Origin of the sequence: Vibrio sp. 10N.261.51.C6 (assembly GCF_041471785.1) — a bacterium.
Taxonomy (GTDB): domain Bacteria; phylum Pseudomonadota; class Gammaproteobacteria; order Enterobacterales; family Vibrionaceae; genus Vibrio; species Vibrio crassostreae_C.
Map to the genome: position 1 here is coordinate 203,882 of NZ_JBFRPB010000019.1, position 16,644 is coordinate 220,525.

The window sequence follows — 16,644 nt, forward strand, 5'->3', positions numbered from 1 at the left end:
GCTAACTAAGGGCTTTGAATTTTCAGTAGCTTAATCGCTGACTGTAATTAGTCTATTTGTTACGACGAGCTTCAACAGCGTCTGCCAGCTGGCGAAGTACTGTTTCAGTGTCTTCCCAACCAATACACGCATCAGTAACAGATTGGCCGTACGTTGCAGCTTTGCCCTCAACCAGGTCTTGGCGACCTTCAACAAGATGAGATTCAATCATCACACCAAAGATAGCTTTGTCGCCACCAGAAATTTGTGCGCTTACGTCATCAGATACGTTCATTTGACGCTTAAACTGCTTAGAGCTGTTTGCGTGGCTGAAATCGATCATCACTTTTTGTGGAAGACCAGAAGCTGCTAGCTCTTCTTTAATCTTACCAACGTGTTCTGCGCTGTAATTTGGCTCTTTGCCACCACGTAGGATGATATGACAATCAGGGTTACCTGCTGTTTCAACGATAGCTGAGTGACCGTACTTAGTTACTGATAAGAAGTGGTGAGAAGCGCTAGCAGAGCGAATAGCATCTGTTGCAATCTTGATGTTGCCATCAGTACCATTCTTAAATCCAACTGGGCAAGATAGGCCAGAAGCCAGTTCGCGGTGAACTTGAGATTCTGTAGTACGTGCGCCGATTGCACCCCAGCTGATTAGGTCAGCAACGTATTGAGGCGTGATCATGTCTAGGAATTCGCTTGCCGTTGGCATGCCCATGTCAGTTAGGTCCAGCAGTAGCTTACGTCCTAGACGAAGGCCATCATTTAGCTTGAACGTATCGTTCATGTACGGGTCATTTATTAGACCTTTCCAACCAACAGTTGTACGTGGTTTTTCAAAGTAAACACGCATTACGATTTCAAGGTTATCACCAAGTTCGTCGCGCAACACTTTCAAACGTTTACCGTACTCAAGAGCAGCTTCTGTGTCATGAATAGAACATGGGCCGACAATAACAAGCAAGCGATCATCGCTCTCTTCTAAAATATTGTGGATCGCTTTGCGGCTTTCAAAGGTTGTAGAAGAAGCAACTTCTGTCGCTGGAAACTTTTCTAAAACAGCAACAGGGGGTAATAACTCTTTTACTTTGTTAATTCTTACATCATCAGTCTGGAACATTGCTTACTTCTTCCTTTTTTCTATCCTTGAGCTGAATGTACGTTGTCTCACGTCACTTTCTATCAGCACTAATCTTCTTGTTCCCTGTAACTTAACTAGTAAAAACTCTAGTTTCAATCACTAATTAAAAATAAACGCAATTTTTTTTGTGTTTTATATTTAAAACACCCTGTATACCATTATTTACACGCTATCGATTGCGTATTTTATAGCAAGGTAAGAAGAGCCATTCTTCAAGCTACATCATGCATGTAAAATTGTGTCGAACTCAAAAACAAAAAAGCTCACGTGATCAGCGTGAGCTTTTATTTAATTACATTCTTTTCAATGGCTTGACGACACTATCAAGCCCTTCAATTTTCAGAGCAAGGCACAGTTTCAATAAATCGCCGAGTTCACCAGACGGGAATCCCTTTTTATCAAACCACAGCAAATATTCTTCAGGTAAGTCAATCAGTGTACGACCCGCGTACTTTCCAAATGGCATCTGCATTCGAGCCAACTTAATCAGGTTCTCTTTCTCTAGCATTATTCGGTCTTTACTATGCGTCATCTATGTTGTGTAGAGTATCACCTAAACGTTCAACCCAATAGTTGATCGCGTCTTTGGCATCATCCAGCGAATCAATCATGGTTGAAAAATCTTTGTTACCCGCTTCACGGTCGATCGCTGCAAACAGTGGTGTGCCCTCTTGAGCATCACTGACCAATAACTCTACACTCGCACTCCCAACATTGGTGTGCTCACCAGTCGTGACCTTAGATATGGTTGACATCGCAAGGCCAAACGGCAGAACGCTGCTCGTTACAGCTAAGATCGGATTGGGCGTTTCAACGTTACTCAGAGCGATACTCAAGCGGAGCGTTTTTCCTGTCGGTTCATCGACAATCGTTTTATGAGGCGATATTTTATCTTCCAAGCGCGCAACCATGTGCTCAGTGAGTTCCTGAATCTCTTCCTGATCCAACGAACCTTCTTCTGCTAAAACAAAAATTTGGTCGATCACTACAGAATCGTAGTCATCTAACTTGGATTTCAAACGCTGCGCGTCACGTAGCCCAACCCTTGCCCAAACCAAGTCGACGCCTCCGTCAGGCCCAGCCTGAAAATCTTCGTAGCTGGTAAATTTAGTAGCGGTTCTAATTGGGCCGCCTGCACAACCAAGCAAGAAAATGCTGGTTGCAACAAGCAAAAGGACTTTTAAAGGGTTCATAACGCACTTAGTCAAAATTAAGGAATCTAATTAAGTATGACATACCCTATGTGAAAAGGTTGTAGAAAAAGGGGGTTAAAAATCAGAGCTAACTCTAAAATTAATCATGTTGAACAGTGTGTGCGTACTCTACAATTACCTGATTTCCTTCAATATAAGCATTTTGGATCTCACCATCAACACTCATTCTACTTTTCAGGTAGACCACTTTAGGCCCCGATTCATTGACCTCTTTTAGCGAGGGGAATACATTCCTTGGTTCCAAATGAAGTAAACGACAAAAATGACTAATGAAAGACATGGTTAATGGCGTCTCCCCTCTTAGCACTCTTGAGAAATCAAGCTGGTTCATGCCTAGCTTTTTTGAAAACTCCATCTGCGTAATTCGCATTCTCGATTTTTGTGACATCCACGTTTGATACAACGCGTCTCTGTCTAGTTCTGTGAATTCCATACCGGCTCCTTTATATAATTCATACCAATCAATTGTCCGGTTTTTCATACATGGCGTGTCAGGGTTCGGTTAGTGGAAACCAAAGGTTTGGTTTTGATATGGGGATAACCTTGTTTAATCTGTACAGAGCTATCAGAGCAAATAATGATCCGCCAACAAAGCAACAAACAAGATCATGAGATGATAGATGGAGAACTTAAAGGTCTTCATCGCCATATTAGGTTCATCACGATATTTAAGAACCCAAGCGTGATAAATAAAACCGCCGTTGAGAACCAAAGAAGCGCTCAAATATATCCAGCTACTCATGCCGACCAATACCGGCAATATACATACGATGCTTAGCAGCAAGGTATAGAGCAAAATAGAAGTCTTGGTGTATTCGATTCCGTGGGTCACAGGCAGCATGGGGATATTCACTTTGGCATACTCATCACGACGATGAATTGCCAACGCCCAGAAATGAGGAGGTGTCCAAATAAAGATGATCATCACCAACAACCAAGCATTTGAATGCAGTTCATTGGTAACCGCCGTCCAGCCCAACAGCGGAGGCATTGCGCCTGCGATCCCTGCGATCACAATGTTTTGTGGCGTCGCTCGTTTTAAGTACATGGTATAAATCACTGCGTAACCCAACAAGCTTGCAAAGGTTAACCAAGCGGTGAGTTGATTGACCCACACCATTAACGTGGCAAAGCCAAGTAAGCCGATACCCGCGGCAAAGCTGAACACACGCACACTACTCAGTTCACCGGATGGTAAAGGGCGTCGATTTGTTCGAGTCATCTGGCCGTCGATCTTTTTATCGATCAAGTGGTTAAACGCAGCCGCTGAACCTGCCATTAACCCTATCCCAATCATTCCGAACACAGTTTGTTGCAAAGGCAATCCATTCGGCACGGCCAAGCACATCCCAACCAATGCCGTCAGCAACATCAAAGCCACCACTTTAGGCTTGGTCAGCGTTAAATAAACTTTCCAAGTGGCTTTGTTTCTTGCAGCAATTTCGCTACTTAAAGCTATGTCATTGTTGGCTGCTATCTTATGAGTTAAGGCTGCGTCTTGAGCCACCACTTCATACTGTGTTGACGTTCTACTGACCATGATTACCTCCTTGTAATACACTGTTTTTCACCAAGCCCTGACTTGGTTTGCGTTGCCACACGACAAAATTGGTTACAACCATGCTGATGAGCAACATCGCTGCGACTAGGTTATGCAAAACCGCGACTGAAATTGGCAGATGAAACCATACATTACTGATCCCAAGACTGATTTGAGTAAACAAGACTATTGCGACAGTCACGCTCAGCTTTTGGTGAGGCGCTTGGCCAAACTTCCATAACTGGTACACGATCATCAGCACCGTTAACGTAGCCACAATAGCCCCGAACCTGTGCATGACATGGATGGTGAGCCTTGCGGGATATCCCAACACACCAAACTCATAGTTATCGTGTCCATGTTGAGCAAAATCGAACGCATTTTTGAAGTCGAGGTAGCTCATCCAGTTACCTTCACAAATGGGCAATTGGGTACACACCAAAGCGGCATAGTTTGACGATGTCCAACCACCAAGCAGTATCTGCCCAACCACAATGAGTAACCCAAACAACGCCCAAAATTTAAGTGTTGGAGAATAAGAAGCCTCGCCAAAACGGCTTTGGAATTGAGACAAACGGCAGTAGAGCAGACACAACAGTGACAGCAACGTGAAGCCCCCCATCAAATGCGCCATAACCACAACGGGCATCAACTTAAGAGTCACCGTCCACATTCCAAGCAAAGCCTGAAAAATCACAGTGGCAGAGATAAGTAACGGAAGACCAGCAGCTGTTATATTCTTTTTAATACACCAAGCAACAACGACAAAGATAAGCAGCCCTAATGTTCCTGCAAAGTAGCGGTGGATCATCTCTATCCAAGCTTTGTCTGCTTCGAGAGCTCGTTCTGGAAATTGTAGATTGGCTTGATTAACGGCTTGGGTATTCGAGGGAACGGTAATCTTTCCATAGCACCCAGGCCAGTCAGGACAGCCAAGGCCAGCATCAGACAAACGGGTATAAGCGCCGAGCACAATCACGGTAAGGGTTAACAAGATAGTTAATCTCATCATGTGCATGAGTAAATCAGGGGCTTTATTCTGCATCGTTTATCTCCCTATACTTATTCCCTTTTCGCTAACAACACTCAGCATTAACGCAATCTGCTAAAGCTCATCAACTCAAGCTTATCAACTTAAGCTGATTAACTACCCAACTCGTGACAGCTTGAGTAGCTTTCTTAAATCATGAATCATGCCTTTAGATTGGCTGACTAGCTGCGAAGGATCAGAAACACTTTTGTATTCCATAACCAATTGCCCGAGTGGGTCAATTATGACAATGGAAGCCGGCGAAAACTCGGTGCTTAACTGATCACCACCAGCTAACAAAGATAAATCAGGCTTGTTGAGCGAACCCGACAACGAGTTACCTTCTGAGACGAAAACAACGGCGGTCACTCGCTCTTTGTTTTTCCCTAACGCTAAGTAGCTTTGATTCAAATAATGAAGCTGTTGTTCACACAAGCTTTCGCACTCCATCGGTGCGATATACCCCACAACCCAACCCTCTCCTGCCATGGGTACCGTTACGCCAAAATCCGCTAGTGTAATTCTTGGTTCTACCAATTCGCCTGAGTTAGTGACACCTGACGTATACCAATTCTGATCCAACACAGTTTTGGCGATAATGGCTGGCAAAGCGAAAATTAAAACGAGTCCGATTAATACCAAGCGTCCTTTAGTACGACGGCTTCTGAGCTCAGCCATGTTTGCCTCGGTAATTTCCCTGTTCACTTGTGCTTGAGATTTATCCATCCTTATTCCTCGTGATAGGTGTTGCTTTTAGGTACCGATAGCCAATTAACAACATCAAAAACAAAAGTACCGCTGCCATTACAAACCATTGAAATGAGTAACCGAAGTGCTTCTCAGATTTCATTGCCGTCGGTCGCCATAACAACTCATAAGGCCACGATTCTAAGCTTTGCGGTTGGAAGACAAAGGGTAAAACGGCTTGTCCTGTGTACTCTGATAACGCTGTTATGTTGATGTTTTGAATTCTTTTAGGCGTTGTGTTTTCTAAACCCAGCTCATGACTTAGAGGATTCACTGAACGAGTGTACAAACGCCCTGACATTTTGGTTGGTACAGTGATACTTCCTAATTGCGGTAGTTCTCTTCTGTCATTACTTGCCGGAACAAACCCAAGATCGATCAACAAATGTTTTTCAGCCACTAAGGACTGGTTTCCATCTTCAAAGCGAACCTCACCCAACATGTAAATCACATACCCTACCGTTCCTTGGCTTATCTGGTTGTCTAACAAGAGCATCAAGCCGCTCGTATTGACTAATTCAACATCAGCCTTTAACCCGTTTAGGGTTTGAGGATTTAATGACTCTTGACCAGATAAATCCAGCTCTCGCAACTCAGAAATAACGACACCTAAAGGTTGTGACGAGAGATGTGCTCTCTCAGCTAATTGCTGTTCATAACGTAATTTCTCGTTACCACGATCGAGTTGCCACAAACCTAACTTGATTAAAGCGCCGACTGAAACCACAGTTAAAACAACCGCTATCCAAAAACCTTTACTGCGGAACTTGTGTTCATCATCAATCAATCGGTTTGGAGTTATCACTATGGCGTCATCTACCTTTGTTCTGTTATTTAAAGTCGTCTTGGTCGCTTTGCTGTTTTTTATCGCTTTCAATTTGATGAAAGGCCTAATCCAAATCGCCTCGGGCAAACACAATGGAAAAAGGCTCAGTCACTTCTTAGGGCGTCGTGTCATGTGGTCAGCCGTTGTCGTGCTACTTTTATTACTTGCTTTGGGATCAGGAGTGATAACTCCCAATCCTCGCCCCTATTAATCCCCTATAGACTCAACCGTTAAAGCACATAAACAAACACAAACAGCCCTAACCAAACCACATCAACAAAGTGCCAATACCAACTGCCCGCTTGGAACGCAAAGTGGTCTTTTGGAGTGAAGTGGTCTTTCGCAACCCTTGCCAGCAACACAATCAAAAAGATTGTCCCTAAACAGACATGTAAGCCATGAAACCCAGTCAGCAAAAAGAAGGTATTACCGTAGATGCCCGACTGAAGTGTCAGCCCCATCTCTTGATAAGCGTGAAGATACTCTTCAACTTGGAAGAACAGGAAGAAGCCAGCCAGAACAATGGTTATCTCCAACCAGACGATCAAAGCCATACGCTTATTTTGTTCAAGACTGATATGTGCCATGTGCAGCGTCACAGAGGAAAGCAGCAGAATAATGGTGTTCTTAAGCGGGATACCTTGCCAAGGCATGGCTTGTGTCGTCACACCATCAGGGGTAGTAGTTAGTGGCCATATTGATTGGAACATCGGCCACAATACTTCATGGGTCATTTCATTATTACCCGCGCCACCAATCCAAGGCACAGAAATCATTCGAGCATAGAAAAGCGCGCCAAAGAAAGCGCCAAAGAACATGATTTCAGAGAAAATAAACCAACTCATTCCTTGTCTAAAAGAACGAGAAATCTGCTCAGAATAGAGACCACTCAATGATTCTGTGATCACATTGCTAAACCAACCTGCGAGCATGTAAAGCAGCACAGCAAACCCGACTAACAACACCGCTTTGCCAAACACGCCGCCAGCAGCGTCGGTGCCCATATTTTGCACCGTCAAGCCAGCGCCAACCGCGACCAAAAACAGTGCTACAGCACCCACCAATGGCCAGTGGCTTTGGTGTGGAACGAAATAAACTTCCTTTTTAGAACTCATCGCTCAACTCCTTTTGTTGATTCTGGTTCTGTAAATCCCTAGTTACTTGCGAGTACGTTAGGCTCAGATTTATTGGCCGCTGCACCCACCTCATTCGTGATATTGAATAACGTATAAGAGAGCGTCAGCGTATGTATCGATTCTGGAATATCTGGCTCAATGTAAAATATCAAACCCATTTCTGCGCTCTTGTGCCCATCCAATGGCTGCTGATTAAAGCAAAAGCACTCCATCTTATTGAAGTAGGTTGCCCCCATACCTGGAGAAACCGATGGTACGGCTTGGCCAACCAATGAGGATCCAGAAAGGTTTTTGGCAATGTAGTTAGTCTGAACCACCTCACCAGGATGAACCTCTAACACTCGAACCTCAGGCGAAAACTGCCATGGCATATCTGGCTTGATGTGGGACATGAATTCAACGCGGACCGTACGAGAATAATCGGGCTGCATTCCCTGAGGTTGAACTGCGGAAACGGTATTGGTTTTACCATTGATCCCTAAAGCCTCACACATCACATCGTAGAGCGGCACCAAAGCGAAACCGAAGCCAAACATCGCCACCACGCTCAACACCAAGTAGCCCGTCAGCTTTTTGGTCGATCGCTTATTAGACAGGCGCTTTGGTTGTTTTTTATCTTGATTGGGATCGCTTTGCTTATCACTCATGGGTCTGCCCTCTAATCCACTTTAGGTGGATGAGTAAAGGTGTGGTGAGGCGCAGGGCTTGGTACTGTCCATTCAAGACCTTCAGCTCTATCCCAAGGCTTGCTTGGAGCAGGCTCTCCCCCTCTTACGCACTTAATCGCTAGCCATAAGAAAATCAGCTGAGACAACCCAAAGGCAAAACCACCAATCGACACAACTTGGTTAACGTCAGCAAACTGAATCGCGTAATCTGGAATACGACGCGGCATACCCGCTAACCCTAAAAAGTGCATCGGGAAGAACAGTACATTGACTGAAATCACCGACGTCCAGAAATGCCACAGGCTGAGCTTGTGGTCGTACATATGCCCAGTCCACTTAGGCAGCCAATAATAGGCAGCAGCCATAATCGAGAACACGGCACCGGTTACCAGAACATAATGGAAGTGAGCCACAACAAAATAAGTATCGTGGTATTGGAAATCAGCTGGCACGATAGCGAGCATCAATCCAGATAACCCGCCAATCGTAAACAAAACAATGAAGGCAATCGCAAACAGCATTGGTGTTTCAAAGGTCAAAGCACCGCGCCACATGGTCGCCACCCAGTTGAAGACTTTCACACCGGTCGGCACCGCTATCAACATGGTGCAATACATGAAGAACAGTTCGGCAAATACTGGCATACCCGTGGTGAACATGTGGTGTGCCCAAACCAAAAATGACAACAGTGCGATACTACAGGTCGCATAAACCATCGAGTGATAACCAAACAGGCGCTTACCACTGAATGCAGGGATGATGGCTGAGACAATACCAAAAGACGGCAAGATCATGATGTACACTTCGGGGTGCCCAAAGAACCAGAATATGTGCTGGAACATGACGGGATCACCACCACCAGCGGCATCAAAGAAACTAGTCCCAAAATATTTGTCAGTCAGTACCATGGTCACCGCACCCGCGAGCACGGGCATCACGGCTATCAGCAAGAAAGCGGTAATTAACCAAGTCCATACGAACATCGGTAGCTTGAACCAAGTCATGCCCGGTGCGCGCATGTTCACTATGGTTACGATCACGTTAATCGCCCCCATGATCGAACTGATCCCCATAATATGAACTGAGAATACGAATAGCGCGGTACTGTCTGGCCCATAAGTTGTCGAGAGTGGCGCATAAAAGGTCCAACCAAAGCTCGGGCCGCCCCCTTCTGTAAACAAAGATCCGATTAAGATTAGAAACGCAAAAGGCAAGATCCAGAAACTGAGGTTGTTCATTCTCGGCAGTGCCATATCTGGTGCACCGATCATCATCGGAATCATCCAGTTAGCCAAACCCGTAAATGCAGGCATTACGGCACCAAATACCATGATTAAACCATGGACTGTAGTCATCTGATTGAAGAAATCTGGCTCAACAAGTTGTAAACCCGGTTGGAACAGCTCCGCACGGATCACCATCGCCATGGCGCCGCCCGTTAAGAACATTGCAAAGCTGAACCACAAATAAAGTGTACCAATGTCTTTATGATTGGTTGAATACAGCCAACGAGCCCAGCCTTTAGGTGCCGCATGTGAATCGTGATCATCAACAGGCAAATCATTATTGCCCAAGGTGCCTTCCACAGAATGGCTCAGTACTTGATCTTCTGCTGGAGCCGATTTCACCGGCTTATTGATTGGTGAACTCATAACTGATCCTTAGCATCATTTTGTGCATCATCCGTTGAGCTTTCAGAACTGCCTTCTTGCTTCGCCTTATAAGCGTTGATATCTGAGGCCTGAACAATATCGCCGGTATCATTACCCCAAGCGTTTCGTTGATAAGTTACTACCGCTGCGATCTCTTTCTCGGTTAACTGATTATCGAATGCTTGCATCGCCGTACCGCCACGACCATAAACAATTGTGTCGATATGAACATCCACATCACCAAGGGCAATAGGACTTCCTTTGATGACAGGGAATGCTCCAGGAATGCCCTCACCGTTTGCTTGGTGACAAACCGCACATCGAGTTTTGTAAACCTCTTCACCGATGGTATTCAACTCCGCCAAGGAAAGTGACGCACCTAATGCATCTTTTGCGGCTTGTTGTTCGGCTATCGCTAACTCTTTCTGCTCCGCTAGCCATGCGTCAAACTCATCTTCTTCCATGGCATGCACCACGATCGGCATGAAACCATGGGCACGACCACACAACTCTGCACACTGCCCTCGGTAAACACCAGGCTCATCTATCTTAGTCCAAGCCTCATTAATAAAGCCCGGAATGGTATCTTTCTTAACGGCGAATGCTGGCACCCACCATGAGTGAATCACATCATCGGAAGTCATCAAGAAACGGACTTTACGGTCAACAGGCAGTACCAGCGGCTTATCAACTTCTAGCAGGTAATGCGCGCCTTTCACTTCGAGGCCTTCAATCTCTTTGTCACTGGTCGCTAGAAGGCTGAAAAATTCGACGTCTTCACCAAAATAGCTGTAATGCCATTTCCATTGTGACCCGGTGATTTTAACGGTCAGATCTGATTGGGAGGTATCTTCCATCGCTATTAAGGTTTTGGTGGCGGGTATCGCCATAGCGATGAGAATGATGATAGGGATGATGGTCCAAAGAATTTCGACTTTCGTGCTTTCGTGAAAATGGGCAGCAACTGCGCCCTTCGATTTCCTGTGCCTCAAAATCGAATAAAACATCACACCAAAAACAACAAAGGCAATCGCACAACAGATGTAGAAGATCAGCATATGAAGTTCATACACCTTACCACTGATCTCAGTGACGCCTTGAGTCATGTTGTAATCACTGCTAGCGTGCACTAAAGGCGATACTAAAAGCACAACAAAACTCTTCAAAAGCCACGCTAGCCTAACCAGTAATCTTTTCAAAAGATCTCTCCTTGTCCTTCCTAATTGGATACTTGCGACCTAAATGTCGTTGCGAACTGGACAACATTCATTGTTATTCCGGCTACACATGAAAAGGCTGAATCTCAATCTACAACTCACATGGAACTAGCCTGTGAGCAGGCTACTGACCTCATATAAACCCAAGAACTAATACGGTTCAAAAGCGTTGGAGGTTTCCATGAAAGATTCAAAAACGGCGAATTTGTTAAATTTTGTTATATTTATGTAAAAGGCTAGTTAGTGATATCCAATTATTCAAGGTAAGTTTACTTACTAAACAGTCAATTATTTGAAGTGGCTTAATCTACGTGCCCTCTTGCCGTTGGAATTTATTTTATATCGAGTTTTACGATTGCCTCCATAGAAATGAGAATCAATATCACTTAAATTAAATCAACGGTAAGTCATACAGACATTAATAGGTTTAGTGATTATGCAAGATGCAATGAATTGGTTAGCGAGAGACCCAGATCCAAGAACTCGTGAAGAACTTCAACACCTCATCGATGAGGGAATGCACGACGAACTTGAAGACCGCTTTACTCAACGATTAGAGTTCGGAACGGCAGGACTTAGAGGCAAAGTTGGATGCGGCCCAAATCGAATGAACCGTTTAGTCATACAGGAAACAGCAACCGGGCTCGGCCACTACTTAATCGAACATGTCGCTAATGCGACCATTCGCGGTGTGGTCGTCGGTTATGACGGCCGTTTAGATTCAAAGCAGTTCGCGATTGATACCGCTTCCGTACTCACGGCTTTAGGCATTAAGGTTTATCTAACCTCGAACGTCGCGGCGACCCCTATCGTTGCCTTTGGTATTGAGCACTTCAACGCCGCAGCTGCCGTTGTGGTGACGGCCAGCCACAACCCACCGGAATACAATGGTTTCAAAGTGTACTGGGAGAATGGCGCTCAAATCATTCCTCCTCACGATGCGGGTATTGCCGCTGAAATCGATATCGCATCGACCAAGCCGCTCCCTTTAATGAGCCTAAGTGACGCTGAATCGCAAGGAAAGTTGGTGTGGTTAACTGAAGGCTATTATCAAACCTACCGCGCTGCGATAAATCAGAGCCCATACGTGAGTGACGAGATCGAATCGGCGAACACCACCATCACCTATACCGCAATGCATGGTGTCGGCGCACAAATGGCCGAGGATCTACTTCACGATTCTGGTTTCCATAAGGTGTTCAGCGTCGCCGAGCAAAGAGAGCCCGATGGTAACTTCCCGACCGTCAACTTCCCGAATCCGGAAGAAAAAGGCGCGATGGATCTGGTGGTTAACTTAGCAAAAAGTGTCGATGCCGACATTGCTTGTGCCAACGATCCAGATGCAGACCGATTTGCGGTTGCAGTGAGAACAGATGATGGCTCATACAAAATGCTAACAGGTGACCAAGTCGGCGTGCTATTCGCTCATTATCTACTCTCAAAGCCGCATACCAAAAACCAATTAGTTGGTAACAGTATCGTATCTTCAACATTGCTTGAAAAAGTAGCTCAATCCCACGGGGCGACTTATTTCCAAACACTGACAGGCTTTAAATGGTTAGCGAATATTGGCATGCAATTGGAAAATGATCAGAACGACTTCTTGTTCGCCTATGAAGAAGCATTAGGCTACACAATTGGTACTCAAGTACGAGACAAAGATGGGCTGTCTGCTATTGTCGTGTTTGCTCAATTGGTTGAGGAGTTAAAATCTCAAGGTCGAACAGTTTGGGATCTTCTTGCTCAAATTTCATTTGAACATGGGGTTCACACCAACGCGCAGCGAAGCATTGCTCTTGACCCAGATTCGCCATCGATTGGTTCTAAACTCAGAGCGGCACAACCTAAAGCAATAAACGGTGTTGCTATCTCTGTGATTGAAGATCTGCAGTCTTCTTTGCGCTTCGTCATTGGTGGCAATACTGAAGCGATTAACCTGCCTTCAAGTGATGTTCTCATCTATCACCTAGAAGATGGCACACGCATTATCGTCCGACCTTCAGGCACAGAACCAAAAGTGAAAGTCTATTATGAGACGGTAACAAAGTTCAAAGGGACAGAAACATACGAAGACACTCGCCTACGCGGTGAAGAAGACATGAATAAACTGATTGAACAACACCAGCAAGAGTTGAACGCTTAGTGAATCATCGTTTTCAAAACATCGTTCTATAAGGTGCAATATGTAACTGCTAGGAATAAAAAATGGACGCTCAAAGCGTCCATTTTTGTCTCAGCGGCTAACCGCGAGAAGATGTTTGGGTTGATTCGTCTACGAAGTAAAGAAAGAGGACAACATCCAGATAGCCAGCACGATGAAGACTCCGCCCATCACTTTCTGCTGATAGGTACGAAACTTCGCGTTTTCTACGAGAGATTTACCAATCGTACCCACTAACGCCACCAGCAAAAAGTTAAACGTTAAGCCGAGAACATTCAGTAATAAACCCAGAACAAGCATCTGCTGACCGGAAGTCGCTTCAATATTCGTCGACACAAACTGAGGTAGAAACATCACAAAGAAAACCAACGCTTTAGGATTAAGCAGGTTACTGATTAGCGCTCTTTGATAGTAGGCTTTTGCTGCAAAGTTATCGCTTAACTCAGGCGCGTTACCCTGCTCTGTTCGCAGGCAGTCCCATCCCATCTTCAACAAGTACGCGCCGCCTAACAAATGGAGAGCTTTAAGCGCTATTGGGCTCATTGCGATCAACGCTGATACACCCATAGCCGCTAATACTGTCAGAATGATTCCAGAAGTCGCATTACCTAGGCTTGCAAACACGCCGACCTTACGGCCATAGCTCATGCTTGAACTCGCAATCAGTAACATATCAGGGCCAGGTAAAAGAAGAAGTGCAACAACGGCAGTCAGGTAGACAGGTAAAATGGTTAAGTCGATCATGAGGGTCAGCATTGATAAAAACGGAGGCGGATTTTATATCAATTACCAACACCCTTCCAGATGCAATCAGTTGTTCGACGTTTATTTAATCGAATTAAAAACCAACATTAAGCGACAAAGCCAATTTATTAACTAAATAGAAAAGACTAATTAACTTGCTACCCATTCGATCTCAATCAATGTCGTATCGCCACACTTTAGGCGACCAAGGAAGATATCGCCTCGATGTACGGCCCCAACACCTTTTGGCGTACCTGTCATCACAACATCGCCGTCTAGTAAGGTGGTATAAGAAGACAGCTCTTCTAGGATAGTTTTTGGAGAGTAAAGCATCTGCTCAACATGTCCTTTCTGAACACGAACACAGTTAATAAACAACTCTAGGTTTAAGTCTGCAAGGTCTAAGTTATCAATTGGAACAAAGCGACTAAATACGGCTGAGCCATCAAAAGCTTTGGCGCGTTCCCAAGGTAAGCCTTTCGCTTTTAAGCTACTTTGCAACTCACGCTTGGTGAGGTCTAACCCTAAGCCCACGGCTGAGTATTGGCCATTTTCAACGATAAAGCAGATTTCAGCTTCATAGTGCAGTGCTTCTTGATGAAACGAAGAAAGAGAGGAAGTCACGCTGGTGCTTGGTTTATTAAACACCACCATAGAGTCTGGGATTGCGTTATTGAGTTCTTCAATGTGATCGACATAGTTACGCCCAACACACAGCACCTTGGTCGGTGTTGCGGTTCGTTTCGAATTCATCAGCTGTTCCTGATCGACAACACTGCTCATAGTTTATCCCTGAACTATTTTTTTTGAGTGGAGAGTTTAACGCATCATAAAATGAGAGTCTTCGACAAGATGGTTACCGATCTCTAAATTCTGATCTTTAGCTCAATTCGATGATTTGAAAGCGTTTATACGAAGGTCGCAATAGTGCGAAATCACCATTAAAGACAAAAGCCCAAAACGAAAAAAGCCCTCTCTAACCAAAAGGTTTGAGAGGGCTTAGCATGGTGTCTAGGACAGTATCCTAAAAGGTAAACCTAAGGAGTAAACACTATGCTAAATCAGTCTGCGACTTATAGGTAGTAACGAGCACCAAGTAGCCACTGGTCGTCAGCTTTTTCTTTGTACACGCCAGAACCTTGTAGGTCGAACTGGTAACCAGCAAAGCCTACGAACTGAGATGTGAAGTTGTACTCAGCTTGTAGAGCAGTTGTAGCAAATACTGTTTCGCTCATCTTGTCATCTTCTACAGCTTCGTAGTTAACGCTTAGGTTAAGGCTGTTAGCTAGTGCGTAAGAAGCAAGTAATTCAACTGCAACTGTCTCTTCTAAAGCAACACCAGCGCTTGAGTTCATGTAGTTATTCATAGCATAAACACCAGCTAAGAATAGACCTTCAGAACCGTAAGAACCGTAAGTAGCACTCACTACGTTAGAATCAGCGGTTTTAGAACCACCGCCAATGTTACCAAATGTAACATCACCAGTGTTGTATGCGTAGTTTGCTGTGAAATCAGCAATTGCGTAGTTCAATGCAATTTGAGCACGGTTACCGTATTTGTTTGTGTTTGTATCTGAAACTTTATCAGTCTTGCGGCCTTGCCATGCAACACCTACGTTTAGAGAACCAGCGTTACCAAAATCGATAGCATTGCCGTAACTCACCATCTCTTCGCCACGACCAGTACCTAGGTTACCGTGATCGTCGTAGATGAAGTCATTCGCGAATGCGATTGGCATATCTGCAACACCAGCAACGTTGTAGTATGGCGCCCATTGAGTACCAACAACACCACGACCGAAGTCTTCATGAGTTAGACCAATGTAGCCAAGACGAGTTGTGAATGACTGATCACCACCGTCAAGCATGTTTAGCGCCCATTCACCTTTAGCATCAGCAGTAAAGCCGTTACCAAGTTCGTGAGTTGCACCGAAGTTGATACGTGGAGAAACAGTTTCAACACCGATGTCATCGCTGTTAAGGCGGTCATCGCTGTTTACATCACCAACTGCAACTGAAACGTGACCGCCAACTGAGAATGTTGTGCCGTCTTCGTTGTAAAGTTCTACTGCAACTGCCTGTGTACCAAATACTGCACCAGAAATTGCTAGCGCTAAAAGTTTCTTATTCATTTGTCATGTCCATTATGTAACTGGGTGAGTGATTCACTAACAACCTCGTGCTTACGGAGAAGTTGTTACCTGCATTTAACAAGTAGGCAAACCCTAATATACGAATGACAAGAAAGTTGCATTAAAATATATAAAATAAAAAAAATCGCACTATAAAAAACAAAAATACCTTTCAAAACAGTTGATTAACACGACAATTGCTGGGACCTCCTTTCATTCTTTGAGATAAATACTTTGATTATTTTTGATTTTATAATCACTAAGAAAGCATTAAAAATCTAAACCCAAGGTAACTCATCAGACCATCGAGAGGCTCGCCTTTGCCTTTGAAACATTTTGTAACACGTAGAGCTCAGCTGAAATATTTAGCTTTGTGAAACAAATCCCAATATGAGCTAGGAAAAATCGTTCAATAGAAAGTTCATTAGAGAAAAACAAAAAAAGGGCAACC

The 16,644-nt window shown here is 44.6% G+C and carries 17 protein-coding genes; 2 read left to right on the forward strand and 15 right to left on the reverse strand.

All coding sequences use genetic code 11. The features are described 5' to 3' along the window. Positions 1 to 52: 52 nt before the first annotated feature. The 8 genes from aroG to AB4375_RS05260 form a co-directional block, all read right to left on the reverse strand. The gene (gene aroG, locus AB4375_RS05225) at positions 53 to 1,105 is read right to left on the reverse strand and encodes a 3-deoxy-7-phosphoheptulonate synthase AroG (protein ID WP_017061746.1); all 1,053 of its coding nucleotides are present in this window, start codon (positions 1,103 to 1,105) and stop codon (positions 53 to 55) included. Between the two features lie 313 nt (positions 1,106 to 1,418). Next, a complete protein-coding gene (locus tag AB4375_RS05230) occupies positions 1,419 to 1,634 on the reverse strand; it encodes a DUF3820 family protein (protein WP_004730103.1) in 216 nt (71 codons plus the stop codon). A 13-nt stretch (positions 1,635 to 1,647) separates the two neighbouring features. Next, positions 1,648 to 2,319 (reverse strand): DUF3313 domain-containing protein, encoded by a 672-nt coding sequence (locus AB4375_RS05235; protein WP_102332021.1) that lies wholly within the window; start codon positions 2,317 to 2,319, stop codon positions 1,648 to 1,650. Positions 2,320 to 2,419: 100 nt separating this feature from the next. Further along, positions 2,420 to 2,773, reverse strand: coding sequence for a hypothetical protein (locus AB4375_RS05240; RefSeq protein WP_017068634.1), 354 nt, complete (start codon positions 2,771 to 2,773; stop codon positions 2,420 to 2,422). A 132-nt stretch (positions 2,774 to 2,905) separates the two neighbouring features. Then, positions 2,906 to 3,880: a heme o synthase gene (cyoE, locus tag AB4375_RS05245; protein WP_372051143.1), complete on the reverse strand. Its 975-nt coding sequence runs from the start codon at positions 3,878 to 3,880 to the stop codon at positions 2,906 to 2,908. Continuing rightward, positions 3,870 to 4,925, reverse strand: coding sequence for a heme A synthase (locus tag AB4375_RS05250; RefSeq protein ID WP_372051144.1), 1,056 nt, complete (start codon positions 4,923 to 4,925; stop codon positions 3,870 to 3,872). The genes cyoE and AB4375_RS05250 overlap by 11 nt, the downstream gene beginning before the upstream one ends. 102 nt (positions 4,926 to 5,027) lie before the next feature. Continuing rightward, entirely contained in the window at positions 5,028 to 5,636 is a 609-nt protein-coding gene (locus AB4375_RS05255) for a hypothetical protein (RefSeq protein ID WP_372051145.1), read from the reverse strand. Beyond that, positions 5,629 to 6,576 carry an SURF1 family protein gene (locus AB4375_RS05260; protein ID WP_372051146.1) on the reverse strand — a complete coding sequence of 316 codons (948 nt, stop codon included), beginning with the start codon at positions 6,574 to 6,576 and terminating at the stop codon, positions 5,629 to 5,631. The genes AB4375_RS05255 and AB4375_RS05260 overlap by 8 nt, the downstream gene beginning before the upstream one ends. On the opposite strand from AB4375_RS05260, the gene AB4375_RS05265 reads away from it, so the two are divergent. Further along, positions 6,464 to 6,694, forward strand: coding sequence for a DUF2909 family protein (locus AB4375_RS05265; RefSeq protein WP_017064837.1), 231 nt, complete (start codon positions 6,464 to 6,466; stop codon positions 6,692 to 6,694). The genes AB4375_RS05260 and AB4375_RS05265 overlap by 113 nt on opposite strands. A gap of 19 nt (positions 6,695 to 6,713) precedes the next feature. Here AB4375_RS05265 and AB4375_RS05270 read toward each other — a convergent pair whose 3' ends face one another. The 4 genes from AB4375_RS05270 to coxB are packed head-to-tail and all read right to left on the reverse strand — an operon-like array spanning position 6,714 to position 11,138. Continuing rightward, positions 6,714 to 7,598, reverse strand: a complete 885-nt coding sequence (locus tag AB4375_RS05270) for a cytochrome c oxidase subunit 3 (protein ID WP_009845661.1) — start codon at positions 7,596 to 7,598, stop codon at positions 6,714 to 6,716. Between the two features lie 38 nt (positions 7,599 to 7,636). Then, positions 7,637 to 8,266 carry a cytochrome c oxidase assembly protein gene (locus AB4375_RS05275; protein ID WP_048612911.1) on the reverse strand — a complete coding sequence of 210 codons (630 nt, stop codon included), beginning with the start codon at positions 8,264 to 8,266 and terminating at the stop codon, positions 7,637 to 7,639. Positions 8,267 to 8,277: 11 nt separating this feature from the next. Further along, positions 8,278 to 9,939, reverse strand: a complete 1,662-nt coding sequence (gene ctaD / locus AB4375_RS05280) for a cytochrome c oxidase subunit I (RefSeq protein ID WP_048612910.1) — start codon at positions 9,937 to 9,939, stop codon at positions 8,278 to 8,280. Further along, the gene (gene coxB, locus AB4375_RS05285) at positions 9,936 to 11,138 is read right to left on the reverse strand and encodes a cytochrome c oxidase subunit II (RefSeq protein ID WP_372051147.1); all 1,203 of its coding nucleotides are present in this window, start codon (positions 11,136 to 11,138) and stop codon (positions 9,936 to 9,938) included. The genes ctaD and coxB overlap by 4 nt, the downstream gene beginning before the upstream one ends. A 454-nt stretch (positions 11,139 to 11,592) precedes the next feature. Between coxB and AB4375_RS05290 the strand changes: the two genes are divergently transcribed. Further along, on the forward strand, positions 11,593 to 13,299 hold the full coding sequence (locus AB4375_RS05290; protein ID WP_372051148.1) for a phospho-sugar mutase: 1,707 nt from the start codon (positions 11,593 to 11,595) through the stop codon (positions 13,297 to 13,299). Between the two features lie 129 nt (positions 13,300 to 13,428). Here the strand turns inward: AB4375_RS05290 and AB4375_RS05295 are convergent, their stop codons facing one another. From AB4375_RS05295 to AB4375_RS05305, 3 genes are all read right to left on the reverse strand, one after another. Next, positions 13,429 to 14,061, reverse strand: coding sequence for a LysE family translocator (locus AB4375_RS05295; protein WP_017068640.1), 633 nt, complete (start codon positions 14,059 to 14,061; stop codon positions 13,429 to 13,431). A gap of 150 nt (positions 14,062 to 14,211) precedes the next feature. Further along, entirely contained in the window at positions 14,212 to 14,844 is a 633-nt protein-coding gene (locus tag AB4375_RS05300; RefSeq protein ID WP_102320581.1) for a fumarylacetoacetate hydrolase family protein, read from the reverse strand. 290 nt (positions 14,845 to 15,134) lie between these two features. Next, positions 15,135 to 16,193, reverse strand: coding sequence for a porin (locus AB4375_RS05305; protein WP_372051149.1), 1,059 nt, complete (start codon positions 16,191 to 16,193; stop codon positions 15,135 to 15,137). Between the last annotated feature and the right edge of the window lie 451 nt (positions 16,194 to 16,644).